Genomic DNA, 20,702 nt, shown 5'->3' on the forward strand with positions numbered 1-20,702 from the left:
TGTCCGCTCAATTGATAATGTAGCGGTAACGAATCCTTAGCTTGCTGCTCCTATCGTTTCAATTTGAAGCCGGCATCGATGATGGCGGCTGATGCCAGGGAGCTCACACATGCAGCGGTTCATGATAACGGATACATCGGATGTCGTACGCAAGGTCGGCAAACGAATCCTGTCCGAGCTGGATTTTCTCGTGAGCGAAGCCGGAGATGCGCGCGAAGCGCTGATGCGCTGCCAGGCCGAAATGCCAGATTATCTGATCGTCGATGCCGGCATGGAAGGGGCACTCGAGCTCATCGCCAGCATCCGCGCCATGCCCGATGGCAAGGACGTGAAGATCTATTACTGCGTTATCGAGGCCGACCTTCGCAAGCTGATGGCCGGAAAGCGCGCGGGCGCAACGGATTTTCTGCTGAAGCCATTCGATCGCAAGATCCTGACGGCCATCTTCGGCAATCGTGCCGCCGCCGCCTGATTTCAATGAGATACATCGAAACAAGGATAGCCGCCCTTCGAGGCGGCTATTATTTTGCGCTGCATTGAGGCCAACAAAAAATCCCGCCTCGAAAGACGGGATTTCTGTGTGTCGGCGGTAAAGGCGGGGAGGCGGCTCAGGCGCTTTCGGCGAAATCGCTGCTGTCGGGCTCGCGCAACACATAGCCGCGGCCCCAGACCGTTTCGATGTAGTTGGCGCCGCCGGCGGCATTTGCCAGCTTCTTGCGGAGCTTGCAGATGAAGACGTCGATGATCTTCAGTTCCGGCTCGTCCATGCCGCCATAGAGGTGGTTGAGGAACATTTCCTTGGTGAGCGTCGTGCCCTTGCGCAGCGAGAGCAGCTCCAGCATCTGATATTCCTTGCCGGTCAGATGCACGCGCTGTCCGCCGACTTCGACGGTCTTGGCGTCGAGGTTGACGATGAGCTCGCCGGTCATGATGACAGACTGGGCATGGCCCTTGGAACGGCGGACGATGGCGTGGATGCGGGCGACCAGCTCATCCTTGTGGAAAGGCTTGGTCATATAGTCGTCGGCGCCGAAGCCGAGGCCGCGAACCTTGTCCTCGATGCCGGCCATGCCGGAGAGGATGAGGATCGGTGTCTTGACCTTCGAGAGGCGCAGCGTGCGCAGCACTTCGTAGCCGGACATGTCGGGAAGGTTGAGATCGAGAAGGATGATGTCGTAGTCGTAGAGCTTTCCGAGATCGACGCCTTCTTCACCGAGATCGGTTGTATAGACGTTGAAACTTTCGGATTTGAGCATCAGCTCGATGCTCTGCGCTGTCGCGCTATCGTCTTCAATGAGTAGAACCCGCATAATTGTCCCCTTTACCGCCGCCGAAAGGTCGTCAGCCCCTTAACGCGATACCGATCAAATCACTGCTTGATTTGGAAGCTGCCATGCAATGGTTAACAAATTCTGATTCACTCTGGCAAGTCGTATCGAATTTATTAAATAATTTTTCCATTGCACTGTTTTCCAACGACAATCAGTAAAATCGACTCCTAAAGTATTGCATTAACAACCAACGCCAAGTGATTCATCTGACTCACCAATGCCGACATGTCGAATTCCGACCACAACATTTACCGAGCCTTAAATCATTGCGCCTATCATTAACGATGCCCGTAAACGAAAGGTTACCAGCGGTAGGCTTTTATTAAGATCGCTGGAAATTTTTTTAACCAAGCCGTCTCAAAGCGGTTCGGCGAACGGGAATATCGAGAGCCGGGGTCTCGCATCACGGGAGTAATGCGTATGAAGTCACGTGAGAGCCTTGTTCGCCTGAAAGAGTTTCAGGTGAACGAAAAACGCCGTCAGTTGCAGCAGCTGCAGATGATGATGGCGGAATTTGACCGCATGACGAAGGAACTGGAAAGCCAGATCGTCGTCGAGGAGAAGAAGTCCGGCATTTCCGATCCGAGCCATTTTGCCTACCCGACCTTTGCCAAGGCTGCCCGCCAGCGTGCGGACAATCTGCAGGTGTCGATCCGGGAGCTGCAGGTTCAGGAAGAGGCGCTGGAAAATTCGCTTGAGGAAATGCAGGCCGAATATGCCAAGGCCGCAGCGCTTGAAGAGCGTGATGGTTCGGGTCCGGCGCGGGCACGCGCCTGAGATCGCAATTCCGTCTTCTCCTTCGGATCAAGCATGATTGCGTTCCGGTACGGAGCTTATCTTCGGAATGCGAAGAGTATGATGGAAGCGCATGAAGGCTGCGCATGACTGGCCGTGACGGGGCCGGCCATGCGCAGCTTTTGCGTTTTCGGAGATAATCCGACCGATTGGACGGATTTTGTCCCGCTTGGTCATGCGATGCGCGCGTGCGACGCGTGCTGCCGTGCTTAAAGCACCGCGTTTTAGAGATTAACGACGTCGCGCCAGTCATCATGACGTTGCGCCTGAGCCTTCAAGAAGGGACAGAGCGGGATGATTTTCCAGCCGCCACAGCGCGCCTCTTCGACGGCGTGAAGCGCCAGCGCCTGGCCGACTCCCTTGCCACGCAGGGCATCCGGCACGCCGGTATGATCGACGATGATCAGCTTGGGAGACGTGCGGGAAAAGGTCATCTCCGCCTCGTAGCCTTCGACCGTTGCAACATAACGGCCGCCGGATGCATTGTTTTCGTTGCGGATATCCATGATTTTCTCCCTTGTCGCATCTGATGCAATGAGGATTGCATGTGCTCCGGCGTCTGCCAACCGTCGAGATTGTTAACGGATCGTCTCCGTTTAGGTTGATGTCAAAAATACGGACCGGCCAAGCCCTTTAGCGTAGGCGAGGCGAGCAATGCGCGGGCGCCCTTCAATAAAATAATTCGGGCCTCTTTCGCAAGAAAAGAGGCCCGAACACAAAATAGAATAAAGGTGGTGCTGTCGCTGCTGTCAGTGGCGATACTGCTGTATGCGGGTCGTCCGGAGGCCGGCAAGGCCATGGGTATTGATGGACGACTGCCAGGAGAGGAACTCTTCGACGGTCAACGTATAACGTTCGCAGGCTTCTTCCAAGCTGAGCAGACCACCACGCACGGCGGCGACAACCTCAGCTTTACGACGAATGACCCAGCGGCGCGTATTCGGCGGCGGAAGGTCTGCTATCGTCAGCGGGCTGCCATCGGGGCCGATGACATACTTCACTCGGGGACGTATCATTTCGGTCATTGGACTCTCTACACACACTCAAGACCACGTGTGGCACTCTAGCTTGCCACATTTAAAAATTGCCTAAGCACATGGTAAGACTTTGCTAATAATTTTAATCAATGTGGCGAAGTGCTGATTTGCATATGTTTCGCCTGAGAAAAATGCGCCAAAGCCCCTGTTATTTCAGGGAAAATCGCATTCATTCTATGATTTTTTGTCAGTGAAAACTTACGCTTTCGGGCCGAAATTAGCCGCTCCGTTCGGCTACTCGCGCGTTCGAGAAAAGCTGCAGAAGTTGTTTTTACTTGCAAAAATAAACTTACGCCGAGACGCCGTGCTTCTGTCCGCCCCAGCAGATGAAGTGCGGATTGGCGAAGTCGACGTCCGCGTACTGGTCGGTCTTGCCGTAGGTCAGAAGGCCACCCTCGACCGTGACAGTCTTGCCGCCCGCCGCCCGCAACACGGCATCGCCGGCTGCCGTGTCCCATTCCATGGTCCGGCCAAAACGCGGATAGACATCTGCCTTGCCCTCAGCGAGCAGGCAGAATTTCAGCGACGAACCGATCGATGTACAGCCGGAGACCGCATTGTCGGTGAGAAAGCCTTCGGTTTTCGCATTGCTATTGCAGCGGCTGGCAAGCGCCGTCAGCTTGGCCGGCGGTTCACGCACCGCAATATTGACGCGGCTAGTAATGGCAAAATACTTGTCCACCATCAGCTTGCGCGCCCTGCCGGGCTCGCCAGTAAAGGCGACGCCGAGCGCCGGTGCGTAGACGATGCCGATGAGGGGAATACCGTCTTCGATATAGGCGATGTTGACGGTGAATTCATCGCGATGCTCGATGAACTCTCGGGTGCCATCGAGCGGGTCCACGAGAAAGAAGGCGCGGCCACGCACATCCGGAATCTTGCCGGCTGAAACCTGCTCTTCGGCAATGGCCGGGATATACGGAAAATCGCGCTCGAGGTGTCTGAGAATGATGTGTTCGGCCCGCTCGTCGGCCAGTGTGACGGGGCTCATGTCCTGCTTCAAGGCAACGGAATAGCCGGCACGATAGACCTCCAGGATGGCCTTTCCTGCCTCAAGCGCCGCCTTTTCAAATGTTGCAAGCATGTGCTTCTTCGTCTTCCGCGCGCTGTCTGCGCCTGAACTCTCCAGACATTATATATAAGAATATATAAGAAGTTGCGATTGCGAAGTTTAGACTTCCGATGCCCGGCTTTCCTGGCCATAGCGCTTGCGCGAGGGTTTAGCAACAGCGGCCCGGAAGGCAGGTCTTTTGGCAGGCCGGCCATGTATCCCTTCCGCAGCAGATACCGTCCATCACTGCGCATTCGGAAAAGATCATGTTCTGTTTGCGAAGCTTTTTCGCTCTTTCGGGACTTGTCGTTTTTATTGCATATGCGAATGTGCGGCCGGGTAGTGATCAGGATGAATGCATGCGTTATTCGGCTTATCAGCTTTTAAAACAGGCGTTTTCAGGCAATCGCCATTGGCAGCCGGTGTGGCGGACGCCGGAGCCGAAACCACATTATGACGTGATCATCGTCGGCGGCGGCGGACATGGCCTGGCAACTGCCTATTACCTCGCCAAGGAATTCGGCATTACCAATGTCGCAGTGCTGGAAAAGAGCTATATCGGCTCCGGCAATGTCGGCCGCAACACGACGATCATCCGTTCCAATTATTTGCTGCCCGGCAACGAACCCTTCTACGAATTCTCGATGAAGCTGTGGGAAGGGCTTGAGCAGGATTTCAATTATAACGCCATGGTGTCCCAGCGCGGCATCGTCAATCTGTTCCATTCCGATGGCCAGCGCGATGCCTATGCCCGGCGCGGCAATGCCATGCGCATGCACGGCGTCGATGCGGAACTGCTCAATCGCGAGCAGGTCCGCCGGATGATGCCCTATCTGAATTTCGATCATGCCCGCTTTCCGATCCTCGGCGGCCTTTTGCAGCGCCGCGGTGGCACGGCGCGGCACGATGCGGTTGCCTGGGGCTATGCGCGCGGCGCCGACAGCCGCGGGGTCGATCTCATCCAGCAATGCGAGGTGATCGGCATTCGCCGCGACGAGGGCGGTGCTGTGACGGGGGTCGAAACCAACCGCGGCTTCATCGGCTGCAACAAGCTGGCGCTTGCGGCCGCAGGTCATACGTCGATTCTCGGCAATATGGCTGACCTGGAGCTGCCGATCGAAACGCATGTGCTGCAGGCTTTCGTTTCCGAAGGGCTGAAGCCTGTTATCGACAATGTCATCACCTATGGCGCGGGACACTTCTATATATCCCAATCCGACAAGGGCGGCTTGGTCTTCGGCGCCGATATCGATTACTACAGCTCCTATGCGCAGCGCGGCAATCTCGCCACCGTCGAGCATACGATGGAGGAGGGGGTGGCGCTTATCCCCGGCCTGTCGCGGGTGCGCGTGCTGCGCACCTGGGGCGGCGTCATGGATATGAGCATGGACGGCTCGCCGATCATCGATCGCACGCCCATCGAAAATCTCTATCTGAACTGCGGCTGGAACTATGGTGGCTTCAAAGCGACGCCCGCCTCCGGCTTCTGCTTCGCGCATCTGATCGCCAGGGGCGAGAGCCACGATGTCAGCCGCCTTCTGAGGCTTGACCGTTTCGAGCGCGGCTTTGCGATCGACGAAGGCGGCAAGGGTCCGCAGCCGAACCTGCATTGAGGGCACAATACCAATGGCAAGCTTGATCAACTGCCCGCATTGCGGCGTGCGACCCAAGGAAGAATTCTCCATTCGCGGCTCAGCCTCCGTTGTCCGGCCGGCGCCGACCGCGCCGGATGAGGACTGGAACCGCTACGTCTTCATCCGAGACAACGAGCGCGGCCGGATTGAGGAATATTGGCATCATAGCGCCGGATGCCGCCGCTGGCTGGTCGTCGAGCGCAGCAATGTCACGCACGAGGTCTTTTCCGTTACCGATGCCGAGGACAAGGCAAAGGAGGCGACGCGATGACCTCTTATCGTCTGTCGAGCGGCGGTCTCGTCAATCGCAGCCGCCCACTGTCCTTCCAGTTCGACGGCAAGGAAATGAAGGGTCTGGAAGGCGACACACTCGCCGCCGCCCTGCTTGCCAATGACCAGATACTGGTTGGCCGCAGCTTCAAATATCATCGGCCGCGCGGCATCCTGACGGCCGGTTCGGCGGAGCCCAACGCGCTCGTCACCATCGGCAAGGATGGCCGCACCGAGCCGAATACGCGTGCTACCGTCGCCGAGCTCTATCAGGGCATGAGTGCGGTGAGCCAGAACCGCTGGCCGTCGCTGAAGTATGATTTTGGCTCGATTAATGGGGTATTCTCCCCCTTCCTCGGGGCTGGCTTTTACTACAAGACTTTCATGTGGCCGGCTGCCTTCTGGGAAAAGGTCTATGAGCCGCTGATCCGGCGCGCTGCCGGCCTCGGCAAGGCGGTCATGCAGGCCGATCCGGACCGGTACGAAAAGGCCTGGGCGCATTGCGACCTGCTCGTGATCGGCTCCGGTCCGGCGGGGCTAATGGCGGCTCTGACCGCCGCCCGCGCGGGCTTGCGTGTCGTATTGGCCGACGAAGGCTTTAGACTTGGCGGCTCGCTATTGTCGGAAAAGCTGACGATCGGCGGCGCTTCCGCTGATGTTTTCGTGCAGGCAACGCTTGAGGAATTGCAGAGCTTCGAGAACGTCACTTTGATGCCGCGTACCACCGTATTCGGTTGGTATGATGGCAATGTTTTCGGTGCCGTCGAGAAGGTGCAGAAGCATGTGGCGATGCCATTGGCCGACCTGCCGGTGGAGCGGCTCTGGCGCATCGCCGCCAAGCGCGCCATCCTTGCCTCGGGCGCCGAAGAGCGACCGCTGGTGTTCGGCGGCAATGATCGCCCGGGCGTGATGATGGCCAGTGCCATGCGCAGCTATCTCAATCGCTATGGCGTCGTTGCCGGGCAGAAGGTTACCGTCTTCACCAATGGCGGCTCCGGATACCGAACTGCCGCCGATCTCGCCGCTGCAGGCGTGGAGATTTCGGCAATCCTCGACACGCGAGCCGCGTCGGCCGATGTTGCTCCGCAAGGCGTGCGCGTGGTTCATGCGGCAAGCGTCCACGCGACCAAAGGCAAATATCGCATCAGTGGCGTCATTGCAGACCGCGGCGGGCTGGATGAGCTGATCGCCTGCGATGCGCTGGCCATGTCGGGTGGCTGGTCACCGATCATCCATCTTGCCTGCCAGCGGGGTGCCAAGCCGGTCTGGTCCGACGAGAAGCAGGCCTTCATCGCACCGATCGTCTCTGGCGAGCTGGAGATTGCCGGTTCGGCTGCGGGTATCGAGAGCGTTTCCGGCTGCCTCGCCGATGGCGCGCAGAAGGCGCGAGGGGTCATCGAAAGCCTGGGCCGCACGGCTCATGCGGAAGATTTGCTTGAAGTTGATGGCGAGTACGATCCATCCTTCGCGGCGATCTGGCATGTGCCGGGCGCGAAAGACAAGGCATTCGTCGACTTCCAGAACGACGTCCATACCAAGGATCTTGGCCTCGCGCTGCGCGAAGGCTTCGGCCATGTGGAGCATGCCAAGCGCTATACGACAAGCGGCATGGCGACGGACCAGGGCAAGCTTGGCAATGTCAACGCCGCCGGCATCATCGCCGGCATGCGCGGCATCAGCCCGGCCGCCGTCGGCACCACGACATTCAGGCCCTTCTACACGCCAGTGTCCTTCGGTGCGCTGGCGGGAACCGCACGCGACAAGCATGCGCAGCCGGTTCGGGAATCGCCGCTGCATGGATGGGCGAAGAAGAATGGCGCGAGCTTCGTCGAGGCCGGCCTCTGGTATCGTTCGTCTTGGTTTGCCCGACCGGGCGAGAAGGGCTGGCGCGACAGTGTGGACCGCGAAGTCCTCAACGTCCGCAACAATGTTGGGATCTGCGACGTGTCGACTCTCGGCAAGATCGAGATTTTCGGCAAGGATGCGGCTGAGTTCCTCAATCGTCTCTATTCCAACGCCTTCCTGAAACTACCGATCGGCAAGGCGCGCTATGGCTTGATGCTGCGCGAAGACGGCATGGTTTTCGATGACGGCACGACGAGCCGGCTGACGCCTGACCATTTCTTCATGACGACCACGACGGCGATGGCCGGCGAAGTGATGACGCATATGGAATTTTGCGCGCAGACGCTTTGGCCGCAACTCGACGTTCGCTTCGTGTCCTCGTCCGATCAATGGGCGCAGATGGCGATTGCCGGCCCGAAGGCGCGGCTGGTGCTGGAGCAGATCGTGGAAGACGATATCTCCGACGCGTTCTTCCCCTTCCTTGCTGCAGCCGAAATCATGCTGAAGGGTGGGCTCAGGGCACGCCTGTTCCGCATCTCTTTCTCGGGCGAGCTCGCCTATGAACTCGCGGTGCCGGCCGGCTATGGCGAGGCGGTGGCTGATGCCATCATGGAGGCCGGCAAGGCGCATGGCGTCTGCCCCTATGGCGTCGAAGCGCTCAACGTGCTGCGTATCGAGAAGGGACATGTCACCCATAACGAACTCGATGGCCGCACCACGCCTGACGATGTCGGGCTTGGTCGCATGATGTCGACGCAGAAGCCGGATTTCATTGGCAAGCGGCTATCTACCCGCTTCGGCCTGACTGCTGCCGACCGCGGCCAGCTTGTGGGCCTGAAGCCGATCGATACGGCCAAGGAAATTCACGCCGGCGCGCATATTTTGAAGGAAGGCGCGAGACCTTCGACGGTGAACGATCAGGGGCATGTTTCCTCAGCGTGCTTCTCGCCGACGCTCGGCCATTCCATCGCGCTCGCTTTCCTGAAGTCGGGCCGGGAACGCATCGGCGAGCGCGTGGTCGTCTGGGACGGATTGCGGGGTGAGGAAGTGGCAGCAGAGGTTTGCAGCCCGGTCTTCGTCGATCCCGACAACAAGAAGCTTTTGGGGTGATGGATTGATGAGCGTCGCGTTTCAGAACAGGCATGTGCTGGAAGATCATATTTCCGGCTTCGAAGCTGCCGCCAATCCGAATCATCTCGCCGTCGTGCGTCATCCGGCCATCTTCTCTGTGCTCGCCAGGGCCGGCGATCAAGACGGTATTCTGGCCAGCCTGAAGGCATTGAAGGATGTATCGGTTCGCGATGTCGGACCGAGGGAATGGTTCGTGGTATCGGAGACGCTCAGCGCCGATAGCGTCGCGCGGGATCTCTTCACGCTCGATCCCGCCCGGGCCTCTTTCTTCGAGCAGAGTGACGGTCGCGTCATGCTTCGCATTTCTGGTCCCAGCGTTCGCCGTATCCTTGCCAAATGCGTGGCGGTCGACTTGCATCCGCAGGTTTTTGCCGAGGGGCAGTCGGCCAACATGCTGTGCTGTCACGTCAGCGCCAATGTTGCCCGCACCGGTCCGGATCATTTCGAAATCATCGTGCCGCGCTCCTATGCCGGCAGTGTCTTCGAAGAGATTATGGAGATGGGGCGGGAGTTCGCGCTCACGGCCGGTTTCGCCGACTGAAAAGCCTCGTGGCGGCGGAGGTCGAGCGCCTTGCCGACCGGCCTTTGCCGTCGATAGCCGATGGCGCGATCCGAACAATTGCGATGGCGCAAACAGACATATTGGTTTCGCAGTTCGGGCTATTTGGCCTGTCGGATAGTCTCTAGGTTTCCTCTCAAATACGGTCGGTCGCGCGGGAAGACACCCGGCGGCTTCGTGCCGAAAACAGGGGATTCCCAATGAAAAGCCATGCCAAGGTCGTCGTCATCGGTGGCGGTGTCGTCGGATGTTCGGTGCTCTATCACCTGACGAAATTCGGCTGGACCGATGTCGTTCTGCTGGAGCGCTCCGAGCTGACATCCGGCTCGACCTGGCATGCGGCCGGCGGCATGCATACGATCAATGGCGATCCGAACGTTGCTAAGCTGCAGAAATATACGGTCGAGCTCTATAAGGAGATCGAGGAATATTCCGGCCAGGACATCGGCCTGCACCTCACCTCCGGCCTGATGCTGGCGGCCACCCCGCAGCGCTTCGACTGGCTGAAATCCATTCTCGCCAAGGGGCGCTACAATGGCCTGGAAGCGACGCTGCTGACGCCAAAGGAAGCGCATGAAATGATGCCGCTTCTCGATCCTGATCAGTTTGTCGGCGCGCTTTACGACCCCGTCGAAGGCCATCTCGACCCCTATGGCACCACGCATGCCTATGCTCGCTCGGCCAAGAAGAACGGTGCGGAAATCTACCTGCATACCAAGGTGGAAGAGCTGGTACAGCGCGAGGATGGTTCCTGGCGTGTCATCACCAACCAGGGCGAGATCATCGCCGAGCATGTCGTCAACGCCGCCGGTCTCTGGGCGCGCGAAGTCGGCCGTATGGTCGGGCTGGAGCTGCCGGTGCTCGCGATGGAGCATATGTATCTGATCACCGAGGACATGCCCGAGGTCATCGACTTCAACAAGACGACGGGCAAGGAGCTGATGCACTGCGTCGACTTCGATGGCGAGATCTATCTGCGCCAGGAGCGGCAGGGCATGCTGATGGGCACCTATGAAAAGGCCTGCCGTCCATGGTCGCCGGTGACGACGCCCTGGGATTTCGGTCACGAGCTGCTGGCCGAGGATATCGAGCGGATCACGCCGGAACTGGAAGTCGGCTTCCGCCATTTCCCGGCCTTCAACAATGCCGGCATCAAGAAGATCATCAACGGCCCCTTCACCTTTTCGCCTGATGGCAATCCGCTCGTCGGCCCCGTGCGCGGCTTGAGGAACTATTGGTCCGCCTGCGCCGTCATGGCCGGCTTCAGCCAGGGCGGCGGTGTGGGGCTCGCACTCGCCAACTGGATGATTTACGGCGATCCGGGCTTCGACGTCTTCGCCATGGACGTTTCGCGCTATGGCGACTACGCGACGCTCGCCTATACGAATGCCAAGGTACGCGAGAACTATGCTCGCCGCTTCTCGATCCGCTATCCCAACGAGGAGCTGCCGGCAGCACGTCCGCTGCTGACAACGCCGATCTACGACAAGCTGAAGCAGGCCGGCGGCGTATTCGGCGCTTATTATGGTCTCGAGCAAGCCCTGTGGTTCGCGCCGCAGGGCGAGGTCGACCAATTCTCCTGGCGCCGCTCCAACGACTTCGATGTCGTCGGCGCCGAAGCCAGGGCGGTGCGCGAGAGCGTCGGCCTAATGGAGACCTCCGGCTTTGCCAAATATTCGATTAAGGGACCGGGGGCGGAAGCTTTCCTCGATCGGCTGTTGAGCTGCCGCATTCCGGCCATTGGCCGGATGACGCTGGCACCGATGCTGAAGCACGACGGCAAGCTGATAGGCGATTTCACGCTGGCGAAGCTGGGCGAGGGGGATTTCCTTCTCATCGGCTCCGGCATTGCCGAAGCCTATCACATGCGCTGGTTTGAAGGACTGCTGCCGAAGGACGGCTCGGTTCGGCTCGAAGCACTCGGTCTTTCGCTCCTCGGCCTGTCGATCGCCGGTCCGAACGCCCGCAAGCTGCTGCAGAAGCTGACCCATCAGGATCTCTCGACCGCCGCCTTCCCGTTCATGTCCATTTGCCGCATGGATATCGGCATGGCGCCTGCGATCGTCGGCCGCGTTTCCTATACGGGCGACCTCGGCTATGAAATCTGGATGAAGCCGGAGCATCAGCGCTATATCTTTGACCTTCTGATGCAGGAAGGTGCCGAGTTCGGCATCCGGCTCTTTGGGCTGAGAGCGCTGAATGCGCTGCGCCTCGACAAATCCTATGGCAGCTGGGCGCGTGAATACCGACCACTCTATGGGCCGTTCGAGGCCGGCCTCAACCGATTCGTGGCGCTGTCCAAGGAGGCCGATTTCATCGGCAAGGCGGCCGCCGCCAAGGAAAAGGCGGAGGGCGGCACGTTGCGCCTGCGGACCTTCATCCTCTCGGCCAGGGATGCCGATGTCATCGGCGATGAGCCGATCTATCACAACGGGGCGGTCTGTGGCTGGGTGACGTCAGGCGGCTATGCTCATGCTTCCGGTCTTTCCGTCGCTGTGGGTTACGTGCCGAAGGAAATCGCCGACGAGGTGCAAGGCTGGTCGATCGAACTGCTCGGCGAACTCTTGCCGGCAAGGCTGCAGGCCGAGCCGCTGTACGATGCGGATGGTGCCAGGATGCGGGCGTAAAGTCGCGGTTCAGGCGATCACTGTGGCGGGCCTGACGAGGCCTGCCTCTGACAAGAGCTCTTCAGAGTGCAGGCGCCGCTTCACGGTTTTGGCTAATTTTGAGCCATGGCCTGCCGCTTTCGTGTCATTTTTGGTCGGATTCGCATCAGCGCACAGCGATTTGAAAAGAATTTGTCAATTTCTCGCCTTTTTGGCTTCACATTTCCTTCGAAACCAGTATGGAATCGCGCCCATAGGCCTCTAGAAGGAACCTAAAAAAGCAATAAGAGATGCGGTCGTATGACGCCGCATCCAGGGGAAATGATATATGGATTATTTTATCCAGCAGCTCTTAAACGGGCTGACTCTCGGGTCGATCTACGGCCTGATCGCCATTGGTTACACCATGGTTTATGGCATCATCGGCATGATCAACTTTGCCCACGGTGATGTGTTCATGCTCGGCGGTTTCGCCGCTCTTATCACCTATCTCGTTCTCATTTCGCTCTTCGCCGGCCTGCCGGTCGCGATCATGCTGCTTGTCATGCTGATCGTCGCCATGCTGATGACGAGCCTGTGGAACTGGGTGATCGAGCGGGTGGCTTATCGGCCGCTGCGCGGATCGTTCCGCCTCGCGCCGCTCATCACGGCAATCGGCATGTCGATCGTTCTGTCGAACTTCATCCAGGTTGCACAGGGCCCGCGCAACAAGCCGATCCCGACGCTGGTGGGCGATGTCTACAATTTCGGTGGCGTCTCGCTGTCTCTGAAGCAGATAATCATCTTCATCATCACCGTCGTGCTGCTGGCCGCCTTCTGGTACATCGTCAACAAGACGGCGCTTGGGCGTGCCCAGCGGGCGACCGAGCAGGATCGCAAGATGGCGGCGCTGCTCGGCATCAATGTCGACCGCACCATCTCCATCACTTTCATCATGGGTGCGGCGCTCGCTGCTGTCGCCGGCACGATGTATCTGATGTATTATGGTGTCGCCAACTTCACAGACGGTTTCGTGCCGGGCGTCAAGGCTTTCACGGCGGCGGTTCTGGGCGGCATCGGCTCGCTTCCGGGCGCTGTTCTCGGCGGCCTGATGATCGGCTTCATCGAGTCCTTCTGGTCTGGCAATTTTCCCATCGCGTATAAGGATGTCGCCACGTACGGCATCCTTGCCTACGTGCTGATCTTCAAGCCGACGGGCATTCTCGGTCGGCCGGAAGTCGAAAAGGTATAACGCCATGGCAAATTCAAACTTCGTTGCAGGCAAGACCGCGCCCGGTCTTGTCCAGAAGGGGATTACGGACGCCCTCTGGACCGCTGTCATATCCTTCGGCATGTTCGTCCTCTATATCGGTCTCAAGACCGATCAGAATATGGACAACAAGCTGATTATCGTGCAGCGCTGGGGTCTTCTGGCGATCATCGTCGCGATCGCTACCGTCGGCCGCTTCATCATGACGATCTTCGTCCAGCCTTATCTGGCGGCGCGAAAGGCAGCCAAGGCCAAGGTCGTGCAGGTAGAGGGCGAACAAAGCTTCGTCTCCAAGCATTTCAACAAGATCGCCCTTGTGTTTCTGCTGATCTATCCGATAGCGGCGGTGGCTATCCTTGGGCCGCAAGGTGCGCTGACCTATGTCGACAATTTCGGCATCCAGATCCTCATCTATGTGATGCTTGCCTGGGGTCTGAACATCGTCGTCGGCCTCGCCGGTCTGCTCGACCTGGGATATGTCGCCTTCTATGCGGTCGGCGCCTATTCCTATGCTCTGCTGTCGATGCATTTCGGCCTATCCTTCTGGCTGCTTCTGCCGATTTCGGGCATTCTGGCAGCGCTTTGGGGGATGGTCCTGGGCTTTCCGGTGCTGCGCCTCAGGGGTGATTACCTGGCGATCGTGACGCTTGCCTTCGGTGAAATCATCCGCATCGTGCTGACCAACTGGACCGATGTGACGCAGGGAAGCTTCGGCATCTCCAACATCACCAAGGCATCGCTTTTTGGCCTGTATACCTTCGATATGAAGGATCCGCACAACTTCGTCCGCAGTTTCGGTCTGCCGATCTCGTCGGCCTGGTACAAGGTTTTCCTGTTCTACGTGATCCTGCTGCTCTGCATGCTGACCGCCTATGTCACCATCAGGCTGCGCCGCATGCCGATCGGACGTGCGTGGGAAGCGTTGCGTGAGGATGAAATCGCCTGCCGTTCGCTCGGCATCAATACGGTGACGACGAAGCTGACGGCTTTTGCCACCGGCGCCATGTTCGGCGGCTTTGCCGGCTCCTTCTTCGCGGCACGTCAGGGTTTCGTCTCGCCGGAATCCTTCGTGTTCCTCGAATCCGCTGTGATCCTCGCTATCGTCGTTCTCGGCGGCATGGGGTCGCTGAAGGGCATCGCGATTGCCGCGATCGCCATGGTTGGCGGCACCGAATTGCTGCGCAACATGAGCTTTCTCAAGACCGGGCTGGTCTTCGGCGATACGACGATCATTCCCGGTTTCGGCCCGGACTTTACACCGGAACTCTACCGCATGCTGATCTTCGGCCTCGCTATGGTGGTCGTTATGATCTTCAAGCCGCGCGGCTTTGTCGGCACGCGCGAGCCGACCGCTTTCCTCAAGGAGCGAAAAGCGGTTTCAGGCAGCTTTACCAAGGAGGGCCACGGCTGATGAACGCTGTGACCGCAAACCCCAGCGACGTCCTCTTGAAGGTCGACCATCTGTCAATGAAGTTCGGCGGCCTGATGGCGATCAACGACTTCTCGTTCGAGGCCAAGCGTGGCGATATCACCGCGCTGATCGGGCCGAACGGCGCCGGCAAGACGACCGTGTTCAACTGCATCACCGGCTTCTACAAACCGACGATGGGCATGCTGACGCTGCAGCAGAAGAGCGGCAAGGAATATCTCCTGGAGCGGCTGCCGGATTTCCGGATCACGCGCGAAGCCAAGGTGGCGCGTACCTTCCAGAATATCCGTCTGTTTTCGGGCCTCACCGTGCTCGAAAACCTGCTGGTGGCGCAGCACAACAAGCTGATGCGTGCCTCCGGCTACACGATCCTCGGCCTGCTCGGCATCGGTCCCTATCGAGCCGAAGCGAAGAATGCGATCGAATTGGCGCGCTTCTGGCTCGAAAAGGCCGATCTCATCGATCGCGCCGACGATCCTGCAGGCGACCTTCCCTACGGCGCGCAACGCCGCCTGGAAATCGCTCGTGCCATGTGTACGGGGCCGGAACTGCTTTGCCTGGACGAGCCGGCTGCCGGTCTCAATCCTCGCGAATCTCTGGTTCTCAACGAATTCCTTCGCAGCATCCGCAAGGACACCGGCACATCGATCCTGCTGATCGAACACGACATGTCCGTGGTCATGGAAATTTCCGACCATGTCATCGTGCTCGAATATGGGCAGAAGATCGCCGATGGCACGCCGGATGAGGTCAAGAATGATCCTCGCGTGATTGCCGCCTATCTGGGCGTCGAGGATGAGGAAGTGGAAGAGGTGATTGCCGAAGTCGAGCACCTCCAAGAGGGTGAACATTGATGGCGGGGCAACCACTTCTCAAAGTTGCGGGTGTCGAAACCTATTACGGCAATATCCGCGCCCTTGCCGGCGTCGATATCGAAGTCAATAGCGGCGAGATCGTCAGCCTGATCGGCGCCAACGGCGCCGGCAAATCGACGCTGATGATGACGATCTGCGGCAGCCCGCAGGCGCGCACCGGCTCGGTCACCTTCGACGGCCGCGATATCACGCGCATGCCGACGCATGAGATCGCGCGGCTTCGCATCGCGCAGTCGCCCGAGGGTCGGCGCATCTTTCCGCGCATGACCGTCTATGAAAACCTGCAGATGGGCGCGAGTCTCGACAAGCTCAAATATTTCAACGAGGACGTCGAGAAGATCTTCACGCTCTTCCCGCGTCTGAAGGAGCGCCAGTCGCAGCGCGGCGGAACGCTTTCGGGCGGCGAGCAGCAGATGCTGTCGATCGGCCGCGCACTGATGGCGCGTCCCAAGCTGCTGCTGCTGGACGAACCCTCGCTTGGCCTGGCGCCGCTGATCGTCAAGGGCATCTTCGAGGCGATCAAGGTTCTGAACCAGACCCAGGGGCTGACTGTGTTCCTCGTCGAGCAGAACGCCTTTGCGGCGCTCAAGCTTTCCGACCGCGCCTATGTGATGGTCAACGGCCGGGTGACGATGAGCGGTTCCGGCAAGGAACTACTCGCCAATCCGGAGGTGCGTGCCGCCTATCTCGAAGGCGGTCACCATTGAGTTTCGTTTCGCGGAGAATTTAAGATGCAGGGACTTCTCTTCGACACCGATACCGGCGGGCGCATGGTCATCCGCGCTGTTATCGTCATTCTCGGTTTCTGGACCGCATGGCGTGCTGGCCGCGCCGTTGCATCCAGCTGGGAAACCTATCCGCTTGTCGTCATCTACAGCTTTCTGATCGGCCTTGGCCTGCAGTTTCTGCACCATGCGCTGTTCAATGGCCCGGTTTTCGACGTCACCATCTACATCATCGATGTCGTGCTTCTGCTTGTTTTTGCGACGGCGGGATACCGGTATCGACGTACCGATCAGATGGTGAATAATTATTACTGGCTCTATGAAAAGACCTCGGCCTTTTCGTGGAAGAAGAAGAATTGACAGTGCGCCTAAACTAGGCACAGTCTGCGTACAACCAAGAGCGTCACCCAGCCCCATAAAAACAGACGGGAACGGGCAGGGGTCATGCTTCCAGAGTTCGGAATGCAAGCGTTACCGGCGTGATGATTGGTGGGTATCGCGCAGGGCAGATCAAACGGAACCCGCTTAAAAATTGGGAGTAATAATATGAAGAAGTATCTTCTGTCGGCGGTGGCCTTGTCGGCGATGATCGCTTTCGGCGGCGTTGCGAAGGCCGACATTATTGTTGGCGTCGGTGGTCCGTTGACGGGCCCGAATGCTGCGTTTGGCGCGCAGCTTCAGAAGGGTGCAGAGCAGGCGGCTGCGGACATCAATGCGGCCGGCGGTATCAATGGCGAAAAGATCAAGATCGAACTCGGCGACGACGTCTCCGATGCCAAGCAGGGCGTTTCGGTCGCAAACAAGTTCGTCGCTGACGGCGTGAAGTTCGTTGTCGGTCACTTCAACTCGGGCGTTTCCATCCCGGCTTCGGAAGTCTACGCCGAAAACGGCATCCTGCAGATCACGCCCGCTTCGACGAACCCGAAGTTCACCGAGCGCGGCTTGTGGAACACGTTCCGTACTTGCGGTCGTGACGACCAGCAGGGCGAAGTTGCCGGCAAGTATATCGCCGACAATTTCAAGGGTGCCAAGGTTGCCGTCGTTCACGACAAGACCCCGTATGGTCAGGGCCTGGCTGACGAGACCAAGAAGAACCTCAACGCCGCCGGCGTGACGGAAGTTCTTTATGAAGGCATCACCCCCGGCGACAAGGACTACTCGGCCCTGATCGCGAAGATGAAGCAGGCTGGCGTCGACTTCGTCTACTACGGCGGTCTGCACACGGAAGCTGGCCTCATCATGCGTCAGATGGCTGACCAGGGCGTGAAGGCTCACTTCATGTCGGGTGACGGTATCGTCTCGAACGAGCTGGCATCGATCGCCGGCGACGCCGTCGACGGCACGCTGATGACCTTCGCGCCGGATCCGCGCAAGAACCCGGCTTCCGCCGATCTCGTCGCCAAGTTCCGCGCTGCCGGCTACGAGCCGGAAGGCTACACGCTGTACTCCTACTCGGCTCTGCAGGTTATCGCTGCCGCCGCCAAGGCTGCCGGTTCCAATGATCCGATGGCTGTTGCCGACGCGCTGAAGGCAAAGGGTCCGTTCAAGACTGCAATCGGCGACCTCGGCTTCAACGCCAAGGGCGACATCACCCGTCCGGACTACGTCATGTACAAGTGGTCCAAGGGCTCCGACGGCAAGTACAACTACGCCGAAATTTCGAAGTAAACTTTGCGACGCCGGTTTCCGGCATCAGCAAGATTTGGGAAGCCCGGCCACAGGTCGGGCTTTTTCATATCTGCGATATCGGTTCGCCATTTCCTTCATGCCGAAGCTGCTTTAAGTCTCCCCTGTATCGGCAGGAGGATCACAGCATGAGCAAACCCCGTATTCTCGTGACCCGGCGCTGGCCGGCTGCGGTCGAGGCGGTGCTTTCGGAGCGTTTCGACACCACTTTGAACAGGGATGACGCAGCACTCGATGCGGGGCAGCTGCGCGAGGCGCTGCTCACTTATGATGCCGTCCTGCCGACGGTTTCCGACAAGCTTCCGGCCGCGCTTTTCGAGGGGGCGATCCGCTCAAAGATCCTTGGCAATTTCGGTGTCGGCTTCAACCACATCGATATCGCTGCTGCCAAGAAGAAAGGCGTAACCGTCACCAACACGCCGGGCGTGCTGACGGATTGCACGGCTGATATCGCCATGTTGCTGCTCCTTTCCGTTGCCCGACGCGGCGGCGAAGGCGAGCGCGAGGTTAGGGCTGGCACCTGGACCGGCTGGCGGCCGACGCATCTCGTCGGCACGAAGGTGACGGGCAAGACTGTCGGCATCATCGGCTTCGGCCGTATCGGTCGTGCCTTCGCGCAGCGCTGTCACTTCGGCTTCGGCATGGATGTTGTTTTCTATAATCGCTCGGCAATAGATCCGATGGAAGCTTCGCGCTATGGCGCCATGCAATTGCAAACCGTCGAAGATGTTCTGGAAGTCTCCGACTTCGTCTCGCTGCACTGTCCGGGCGGCGCCGAGAACCGCCATCTGATGAATGCGGCTCGTCTCGCAGCCATGAAGCCCGGCTCTTTCCTGATCAACACGGCAAGGGGCAATGTGGTCGACGAGGCGGCGCTGATATCGGCATTGGAGCAGGGAACGATCCGCGGTGCCGGTCTTGATGTCTATGAAGCGGAGCCGCATGTTCCCGAACGGCTGCGGGAGTTGGAGAATGTCGTGCTTCTGCCACATCTCGGCAGTGCCACTGAAGAGACGCGCACGGCCATGGGCATGAAAGTCGTCGACAATATCACCGCTTTCTTTGCAGGGCGGGAGCCGCCGGACCGCGTGGTCTAGGCTGACACGCATGGCCTTACAGTCTCGGGGATAAAACAGATCCGTTTAAGATGGATGTATTTGCCTTTCTTTTGAGCGTTTGATGAAGAATCCAGCTCATATGGGTGGTGTAGGATCGATATCGCGCCGCGTCGAATAAGGCACAGGAATTGCTTGCATTTATTCCTTGCCGGGCTTGAATGGCCGGACTTTGGCATGACGTGATGTGTGGAGAGGCTGATGGCAATGATGGCGGCAGGCACGAGACCGCAGCGGGCGCGGGGTCGCGGCCATCTTGCGGCGAAGTCGCTTGGCGGCCGTACGCGTCTTGCCGAGCTTTTCCAGGAAGGGGCGGCCAAGATCAGGCTGCCGGAAACTTTCGATCATTCGATGGAGGCGGTCATCATCAACACCGCCGGCGGTCTCACCGGCGGCGACCGGATGGATTGGAGTGTCGTTGCCGGACCGGGCACGCGCATCGACGTGACGACACAGGCTTGCGAGAAGATCTACAAGGCTTCGATGGGCACGGCCGAGGTTGAAACCTCGATCAAGATCGGTAGTGGCGCTCGGGTCGATTGGCTGCCACAGGAAACCATCCTGTTCGATCGCGCATCGCTTTCACGTGCATTGAATGTCGAGCTTGACGAAACGGCCGAATTCCTTGCTGTCGAGGCGATCCTGCTCGGGCGGAAAGCCATGGGCGAGGCGATGGAGCAGGGGCTGTTTCGCGACCGCTGGCGCATCCGCCGCGGTGGTCGTCTGGTTCACGCCGAGGAGTTGCGGCTGGACGGCGATGTGGCTGCATTGACGGCGAAAATGGCGATGCTTGACGATCAGGTGGCCTTTGCGACCTTGCTCTATGTCGGCCCACTGGCCGAGACCTATCTCGGCCGGATCAGGCCGCTCCTCGAAAACCATATGGCAGGCGCCAGCCACTGGGGCGAGAAGCTCGTCGTGCGGCTCGCCGCCGCCGATGGGTTCGCGCTCAGAAAAATTCTCATTCCGATCATTTCCGCCTTGCGCGACGGAGCGCCCGTGCCGAAAGTCTGGAATCTGTAAATTGAGCAAACAGCAATCACATAGGTAGGCGATGAACCTCACTCCGAGAGAAAAAGACAAGCTGCTGATTTCCATGGCGGCGATGGTGGCGCGGCGGCGGCTGGAGCGTGGCGTCAAGCTCAATCATCCCGAAGCCATTGCGCTGATCACCGATTTCGTGGTCGAAGGCGCGCGCGACGGCCGCCCGGTCGCTGAGCTGATGGAGGCTGGTGCCCATGTCATCACCCGTGATCAAGTGATGGAGGGAGTGGCCGAGATGATCCATGATGTTCAGGTCGAGGCGACGTTCCCCGACGGCACCAAGCTCGTGACCGTCCACGAGCCCATCCGGTGAGGCTGAA

The 20,702-nt window shown here is 59.1% G+C and carries 20 protein-coding genes; 16 read left to right on the plus strand and 4 right to left on the minus strand.

From position 1 onward, the window contains the following. Positions 1 to 109 precede the first annotated feature (109 nt). Entirely contained in the window at positions 110 to 472 is a 363-nt protein-coding gene (locus tag FBZ99_RS07035; RefSeq protein ID WP_112334930.1) for a response regulator, read from the plus strand. Between the two features lie 136 nt (positions 473 to 608). Here the strand turns inward: FBZ99_RS07035 and ctrA are convergent, their stop codons facing one another. Further along, positions 609 to 1,310 (minus strand): response regulator transcription factor CtrA, encoded by a 702-nt coding sequence (ctrA, locus tag FBZ99_RS07040; RefSeq protein ID WP_069611718.1) that lies wholly within the window; start codon positions 1,308 to 1,310, stop codon positions 609 to 611. A 441-nt stretch (positions 1,311 to 1,751) separates the two neighbouring features. Here ctrA and FBZ99_RS07045 point away from each other — a divergent pair, with 441 nt between their 5' ends. After that, positions 1,752 to 2,108 (plus strand): flagellar export protein FliJ, encoded by a 357-nt coding sequence (locus tag FBZ99_RS07045; protein ID WP_075851407.1) that lies wholly within the window; start codon positions 1,752 to 1,754, stop codon positions 2,106 to 2,108. A 242-nt stretch (positions 2,109 to 2,350) separates the two neighbouring features. Here FBZ99_RS07045 and FBZ99_RS07050 read toward each other — a convergent pair whose 3' ends face one another. The 3 genes from FBZ99_RS07050 to cysQ all read right to left on the minus strand — a co-directional run bounded on the left by FBZ99_RS07050 (position 2,351) and on the right by cysQ (position 4,247). Further along, a complete protein-coding gene (locus FBZ99_RS07050; protein WP_145632136.1) occupies positions 2,351 to 2,632 on the minus strand; it encodes a GNAT family N-acetyltransferase in 282 nt (93 codons plus the stop codon). 243 nt (positions 2,633 to 2,875) lie between these two features. Continuing rightward, on the minus strand, positions 2,876 to 3,151 hold the full coding sequence (gene sciP, locus FBZ99_RS07055; RefSeq protein ID WP_004107124.1) for a CtrA inhibitor SciP: 276 nt from the start codon (positions 3,149 to 3,151) through the stop codon (positions 2,876 to 2,878). 301 nt (positions 3,152 to 3,452) lie between these two features. Next, complete coding sequence (gene cysQ / locus FBZ99_RS07060) at positions 3,453 to 4,247, minus strand: 3'(2'),5'-bisphosphate nucleotidase CysQ (protein WP_145632138.1); 795 nt, start codon at positions 4,245 to 4,247, stop codon at positions 3,453 to 3,455. Between the two features lie 326 nt (positions 4,248 to 4,573). Between cysQ and FBZ99_RS07065 the strand changes: the two genes are divergently transcribed. The 14 genes from FBZ99_RS07065 to FBZ99_RS07130 all read left to right on the plus strand — a co-directional run bounded on the left by FBZ99_RS07065 (position 4,574) and on the right by FBZ99_RS07130 (position 20,695). Beyond that, positions 4,574 to 5,827: a sarcosine oxidase subunit beta family protein gene (locus FBZ99_RS07065; protein WP_113330426.1), complete on the plus strand. Its 1,254-nt coding sequence runs from the start codon at positions 4,574 to 4,576 to the stop codon at positions 5,825 to 5,827. Positions 5,828 to 5,840: 13 nt separating this feature from the next. Further along, positions 5,841 to 6,119: a sarcosine oxidase subunit delta gene (locus FBZ99_RS07070; RefSeq protein WP_145632140.1), complete on the plus strand. Its 279-nt coding sequence runs from the start codon at positions 5,841 to 5,843 to the stop codon at positions 6,117 to 6,119. Further along, positions 6,116 to 9,073, plus strand: a complete 2,958-nt coding sequence (locus FBZ99_RS07075) for a sarcosine oxidase subunit alpha family protein (RefSeq protein WP_145632142.1) — start codon at positions 6,116 to 6,118, stop codon at positions 9,071 to 9,073. Before FBZ99_RS07070 ends, FBZ99_RS07075 begins: the two co-directional genes overlap by 4 nt. A gap of 7 nt (positions 9,074 to 9,080) precedes the next feature. After that, positions 9,081 to 9,635: a sarcosine oxidase subunit gamma gene (locus FBZ99_RS07080; RefSeq protein WP_113330253.1), complete on the plus strand. Its 555-nt coding sequence runs from the start codon at positions 9,081 to 9,083 to the stop codon at positions 9,633 to 9,635. A gap of 218 nt (positions 9,636 to 9,853) precedes the next feature. Then, the gene (locus tag FBZ99_RS07085) at positions 9,854 to 12,280 is read left to right on the plus strand and encodes a GcvT family protein (protein WP_145632144.1); all 2,427 of its coding nucleotides are present in this window, start codon (positions 9,854 to 9,856) and stop codon (positions 12,278 to 12,280) included. Positions 12,281 to 12,587: 307 nt separating this feature from the next. Then, entirely contained in the window at positions 12,588 to 13,490 is a 903-nt protein-coding gene (locus tag FBZ99_RS07090) for a branched-chain amino acid ABC transporter permease (RefSeq protein WP_069611711.1), read from the plus strand. 4 nt (positions 13,491 to 13,494) lie between these two features. Continuing rightward, positions 13,495 to 14,919: a high-affinity branched-chain amino acid ABC transporter permease LivM gene (gene livM, locus FBZ99_RS07095; protein WP_145632146.1), complete on the plus strand. Its 1,425-nt coding sequence runs from the start codon at positions 13,495 to 13,497 to the stop codon at positions 14,917 to 14,919. Further along, positions 14,919 to 15,791 (plus strand): ABC transporter ATP-binding protein, encoded by an 873-nt coding sequence (locus FBZ99_RS07100; RefSeq protein ID WP_069611709.1) that lies wholly within the window; start codon positions 14,919 to 14,921, stop codon positions 15,789 to 15,791. The genes livM and FBZ99_RS07100 overlap by 1 nt, the downstream gene beginning before the upstream one ends. After that, on the plus strand, positions 15,791 to 16,519 hold the full coding sequence (locus FBZ99_RS07105) for an ABC transporter ATP-binding protein (protein ID WP_069611708.1): 729 nt from the start codon (positions 15,791 to 15,793) through the stop codon (positions 16,517 to 16,519). The genes FBZ99_RS07100 and FBZ99_RS07105 overlap by 1 nt, the downstream gene beginning before the upstream one ends. 24 nt (positions 16,520 to 16,543) lie before the next feature. Continuing rightward, complete coding sequence (locus FBZ99_RS07110; protein WP_095435603.1) at positions 16,544 to 16,897, plus strand: DUF6867 family protein; 354 nt, start codon at positions 16,544 to 16,546, stop codon at positions 16,895 to 16,897. Positions 16,898 to 17,083: 186 nt separating this feature from the next. Then, the gene (locus FBZ99_RS07115; protein ID WP_095435602.1) at positions 17,084 to 18,205 is read left to right on the plus strand and encodes a branched-chain amino acid ABC transporter substrate-binding protein; all 1,122 of its coding nucleotides are present in this window, start codon (positions 17,084 to 17,086) and stop codon (positions 18,203 to 18,205) included. A gap of 146 nt (positions 18,206 to 18,351) precedes the next feature. Further along, positions 18,352 to 19,320, plus strand: a complete 969-nt coding sequence (locus tag FBZ99_RS07120; RefSeq protein WP_145632148.1) for a 2-hydroxyacid dehydrogenase — start codon at positions 18,352 to 18,354, stop codon at positions 19,318 to 19,320. A gap of 219 nt (positions 19,321 to 19,539) precedes the next feature. Continuing rightward, positions 19,540 to 20,361, plus strand: coding sequence for an urease accessory protein UreD (locus FBZ99_RS07125; protein WP_145632152.1), 822 nt, complete (start codon positions 19,540 to 19,542; stop codon positions 20,359 to 20,361). Between the two features lie 31 nt (positions 20,362 to 20,392). After that, positions 20,393 to 20,695 carry an urease subunit gamma gene (locus FBZ99_RS07130; RefSeq protein WP_092712060.1) on the plus strand — a complete coding sequence of 101 codons (303 nt, stop codon included), beginning with the start codon at positions 20,393 to 20,395 and terminating at the stop codon, positions 20,693 to 20,695. The last annotated feature ends 7 nt before the right edge of the window (positions 20,696 to 20,702 follow it).

The sequence above is a fragment of the Rhizobium sp. ERR 1071 genome (assembly GCF_007828675.1).
In the GTDB taxonomy this organism is placed as follows: domain Bacteria; phylum Pseudomonadota; class Alphaproteobacteria; order Rhizobiales; family Rhizobiaceae; genus Rhizobium; species Rhizobium dioscoreae.

Bases quoted from the DNA above. Each gene is read 5' to 3' on its own strand.
- FBZ99_RS07035 (WP_112334930.1), top strand. From the start codon at position 110: ATGCAGCGGTTCATGATAACGGATACATCGGATGTCGTACGCAAGGTC.
- ctrA (WP_069611718.1), bottom strand. From the start codon at position 1,310: ATGCGGGTTCTACTCATTGAAGACGATAGCGCGACAGCGCAGAGCATC.
- FBZ99_RS07045 (WP_075851407.1), top strand. From the start codon at position 1,752: ATGAAGTCACGTGAGAGCCTTGTTCGCCTGAAAGAGTTTCAGGTGAAC.
- FBZ99_RS07050 (WP_145632136.1), bottom strand. From the start codon at position 2,632: ATGGATATCCGCAACGAAAACAATGCATCCGGCGGCCGTTATGTTGCA.
- sciP (WP_004107124.1), bottom strand. From the start codon at position 3,151: ATGACCGAAATGATACGTCCCCGAGTGAAGTATGTCATCGGCCCCGAT.
- cysQ (WP_145632138.1), bottom strand. From the start codon at position 4,247: ATGCTTGCAACATTTGAAAAGGCGGCGCTTGAGGCAGGAAAGGCCATC.
- FBZ99_RS07065 (WP_113330426.1), top strand. From the start codon at position 4,574: ATGCGTTATTCGGCTTATCAGCTTTTAAAACAGGCGTTTTCAGGCAAT.
- FBZ99_RS07070 (WP_145632140.1), top strand. From the start codon at position 5,841: ATGGCAAGCTTGATCAACTGCCCGCATTGCGGCGTGCGACCCAAGGAA.
- FBZ99_RS07075 (WP_145632142.1), top strand. From the start codon at position 6,116: ATGACCTCTTATCGTCTGTCGAGCGGCGGTCTCGTCAATCGCAGCCGC.
- FBZ99_RS07080 (WP_113330253.1), top strand. From the start codon at position 9,081: ATGAGCGTCGCGTTTCAGAACAGGCATGTGCTGGAAGATCATATTTCC.
- FBZ99_RS07085 (WP_145632144.1), top strand. From the start codon at position 9,854: ATGAAAAGCCATGCCAAGGTCGTCGTCATCGGTGGCGGTGTCGTCGGA.
- FBZ99_RS07090 (WP_069611711.1), top strand. From the start codon at position 12,588: ATGGATTATTTTATCCAGCAGCTCTTAAACGGGCTGACTCTCGGGTCG.
- livM (WP_145632146.1), top strand. From the start codon at position 13,495: ATGGCAAATTCAAACTTCGTTGCAGGCAAGACCGCGCCCGGTCTTGTC.
- FBZ99_RS07100 (WP_069611709.1), top strand. From the start codon at position 14,919: ATGAACGCTGTGACCGCAAACCCCAGCGACGTCCTCTTGAAGGTCGAC.
- FBZ99_RS07105 (WP_069611708.1), top strand. From the start codon at position 15,791: ATGGCGGGGCAACCACTTCTCAAAGTTGCGGGTGTCGAAACCTATTAC.
- FBZ99_RS07110 (WP_095435603.1), top strand. From the start codon at position 16,544: ATGCAGGGACTTCTCTTCGACACCGATACCGGCGGGCGCATGGTCATC.
- FBZ99_RS07115 (WP_095435602.1), top strand. From the start codon at position 17,084: ATGAAGAAGTATCTTCTGTCGGCGGTGGCCTTGTCGGCGATGATCGCT.
- FBZ99_RS07120 (WP_145632148.1), top strand. From the start codon at position 18,352: ATGAGCAAACCCCGTATTCTCGTGACCCGGCGCTGGCCGGCTGCGGTC.
- FBZ99_RS07125 (WP_145632152.1), top strand. From the start codon at position 19,540: ATGGCAATGATGGCGGCAGGCACGAGACCGCAGCGGGCGCGGGGTCGC.
- FBZ99_RS07130 (WP_092712060.1), top strand. From the start codon at position 20,393: ATGAACCTCACTCCGAGAGAAAAAGACAAGCTGCTGATTTCCATGGCG.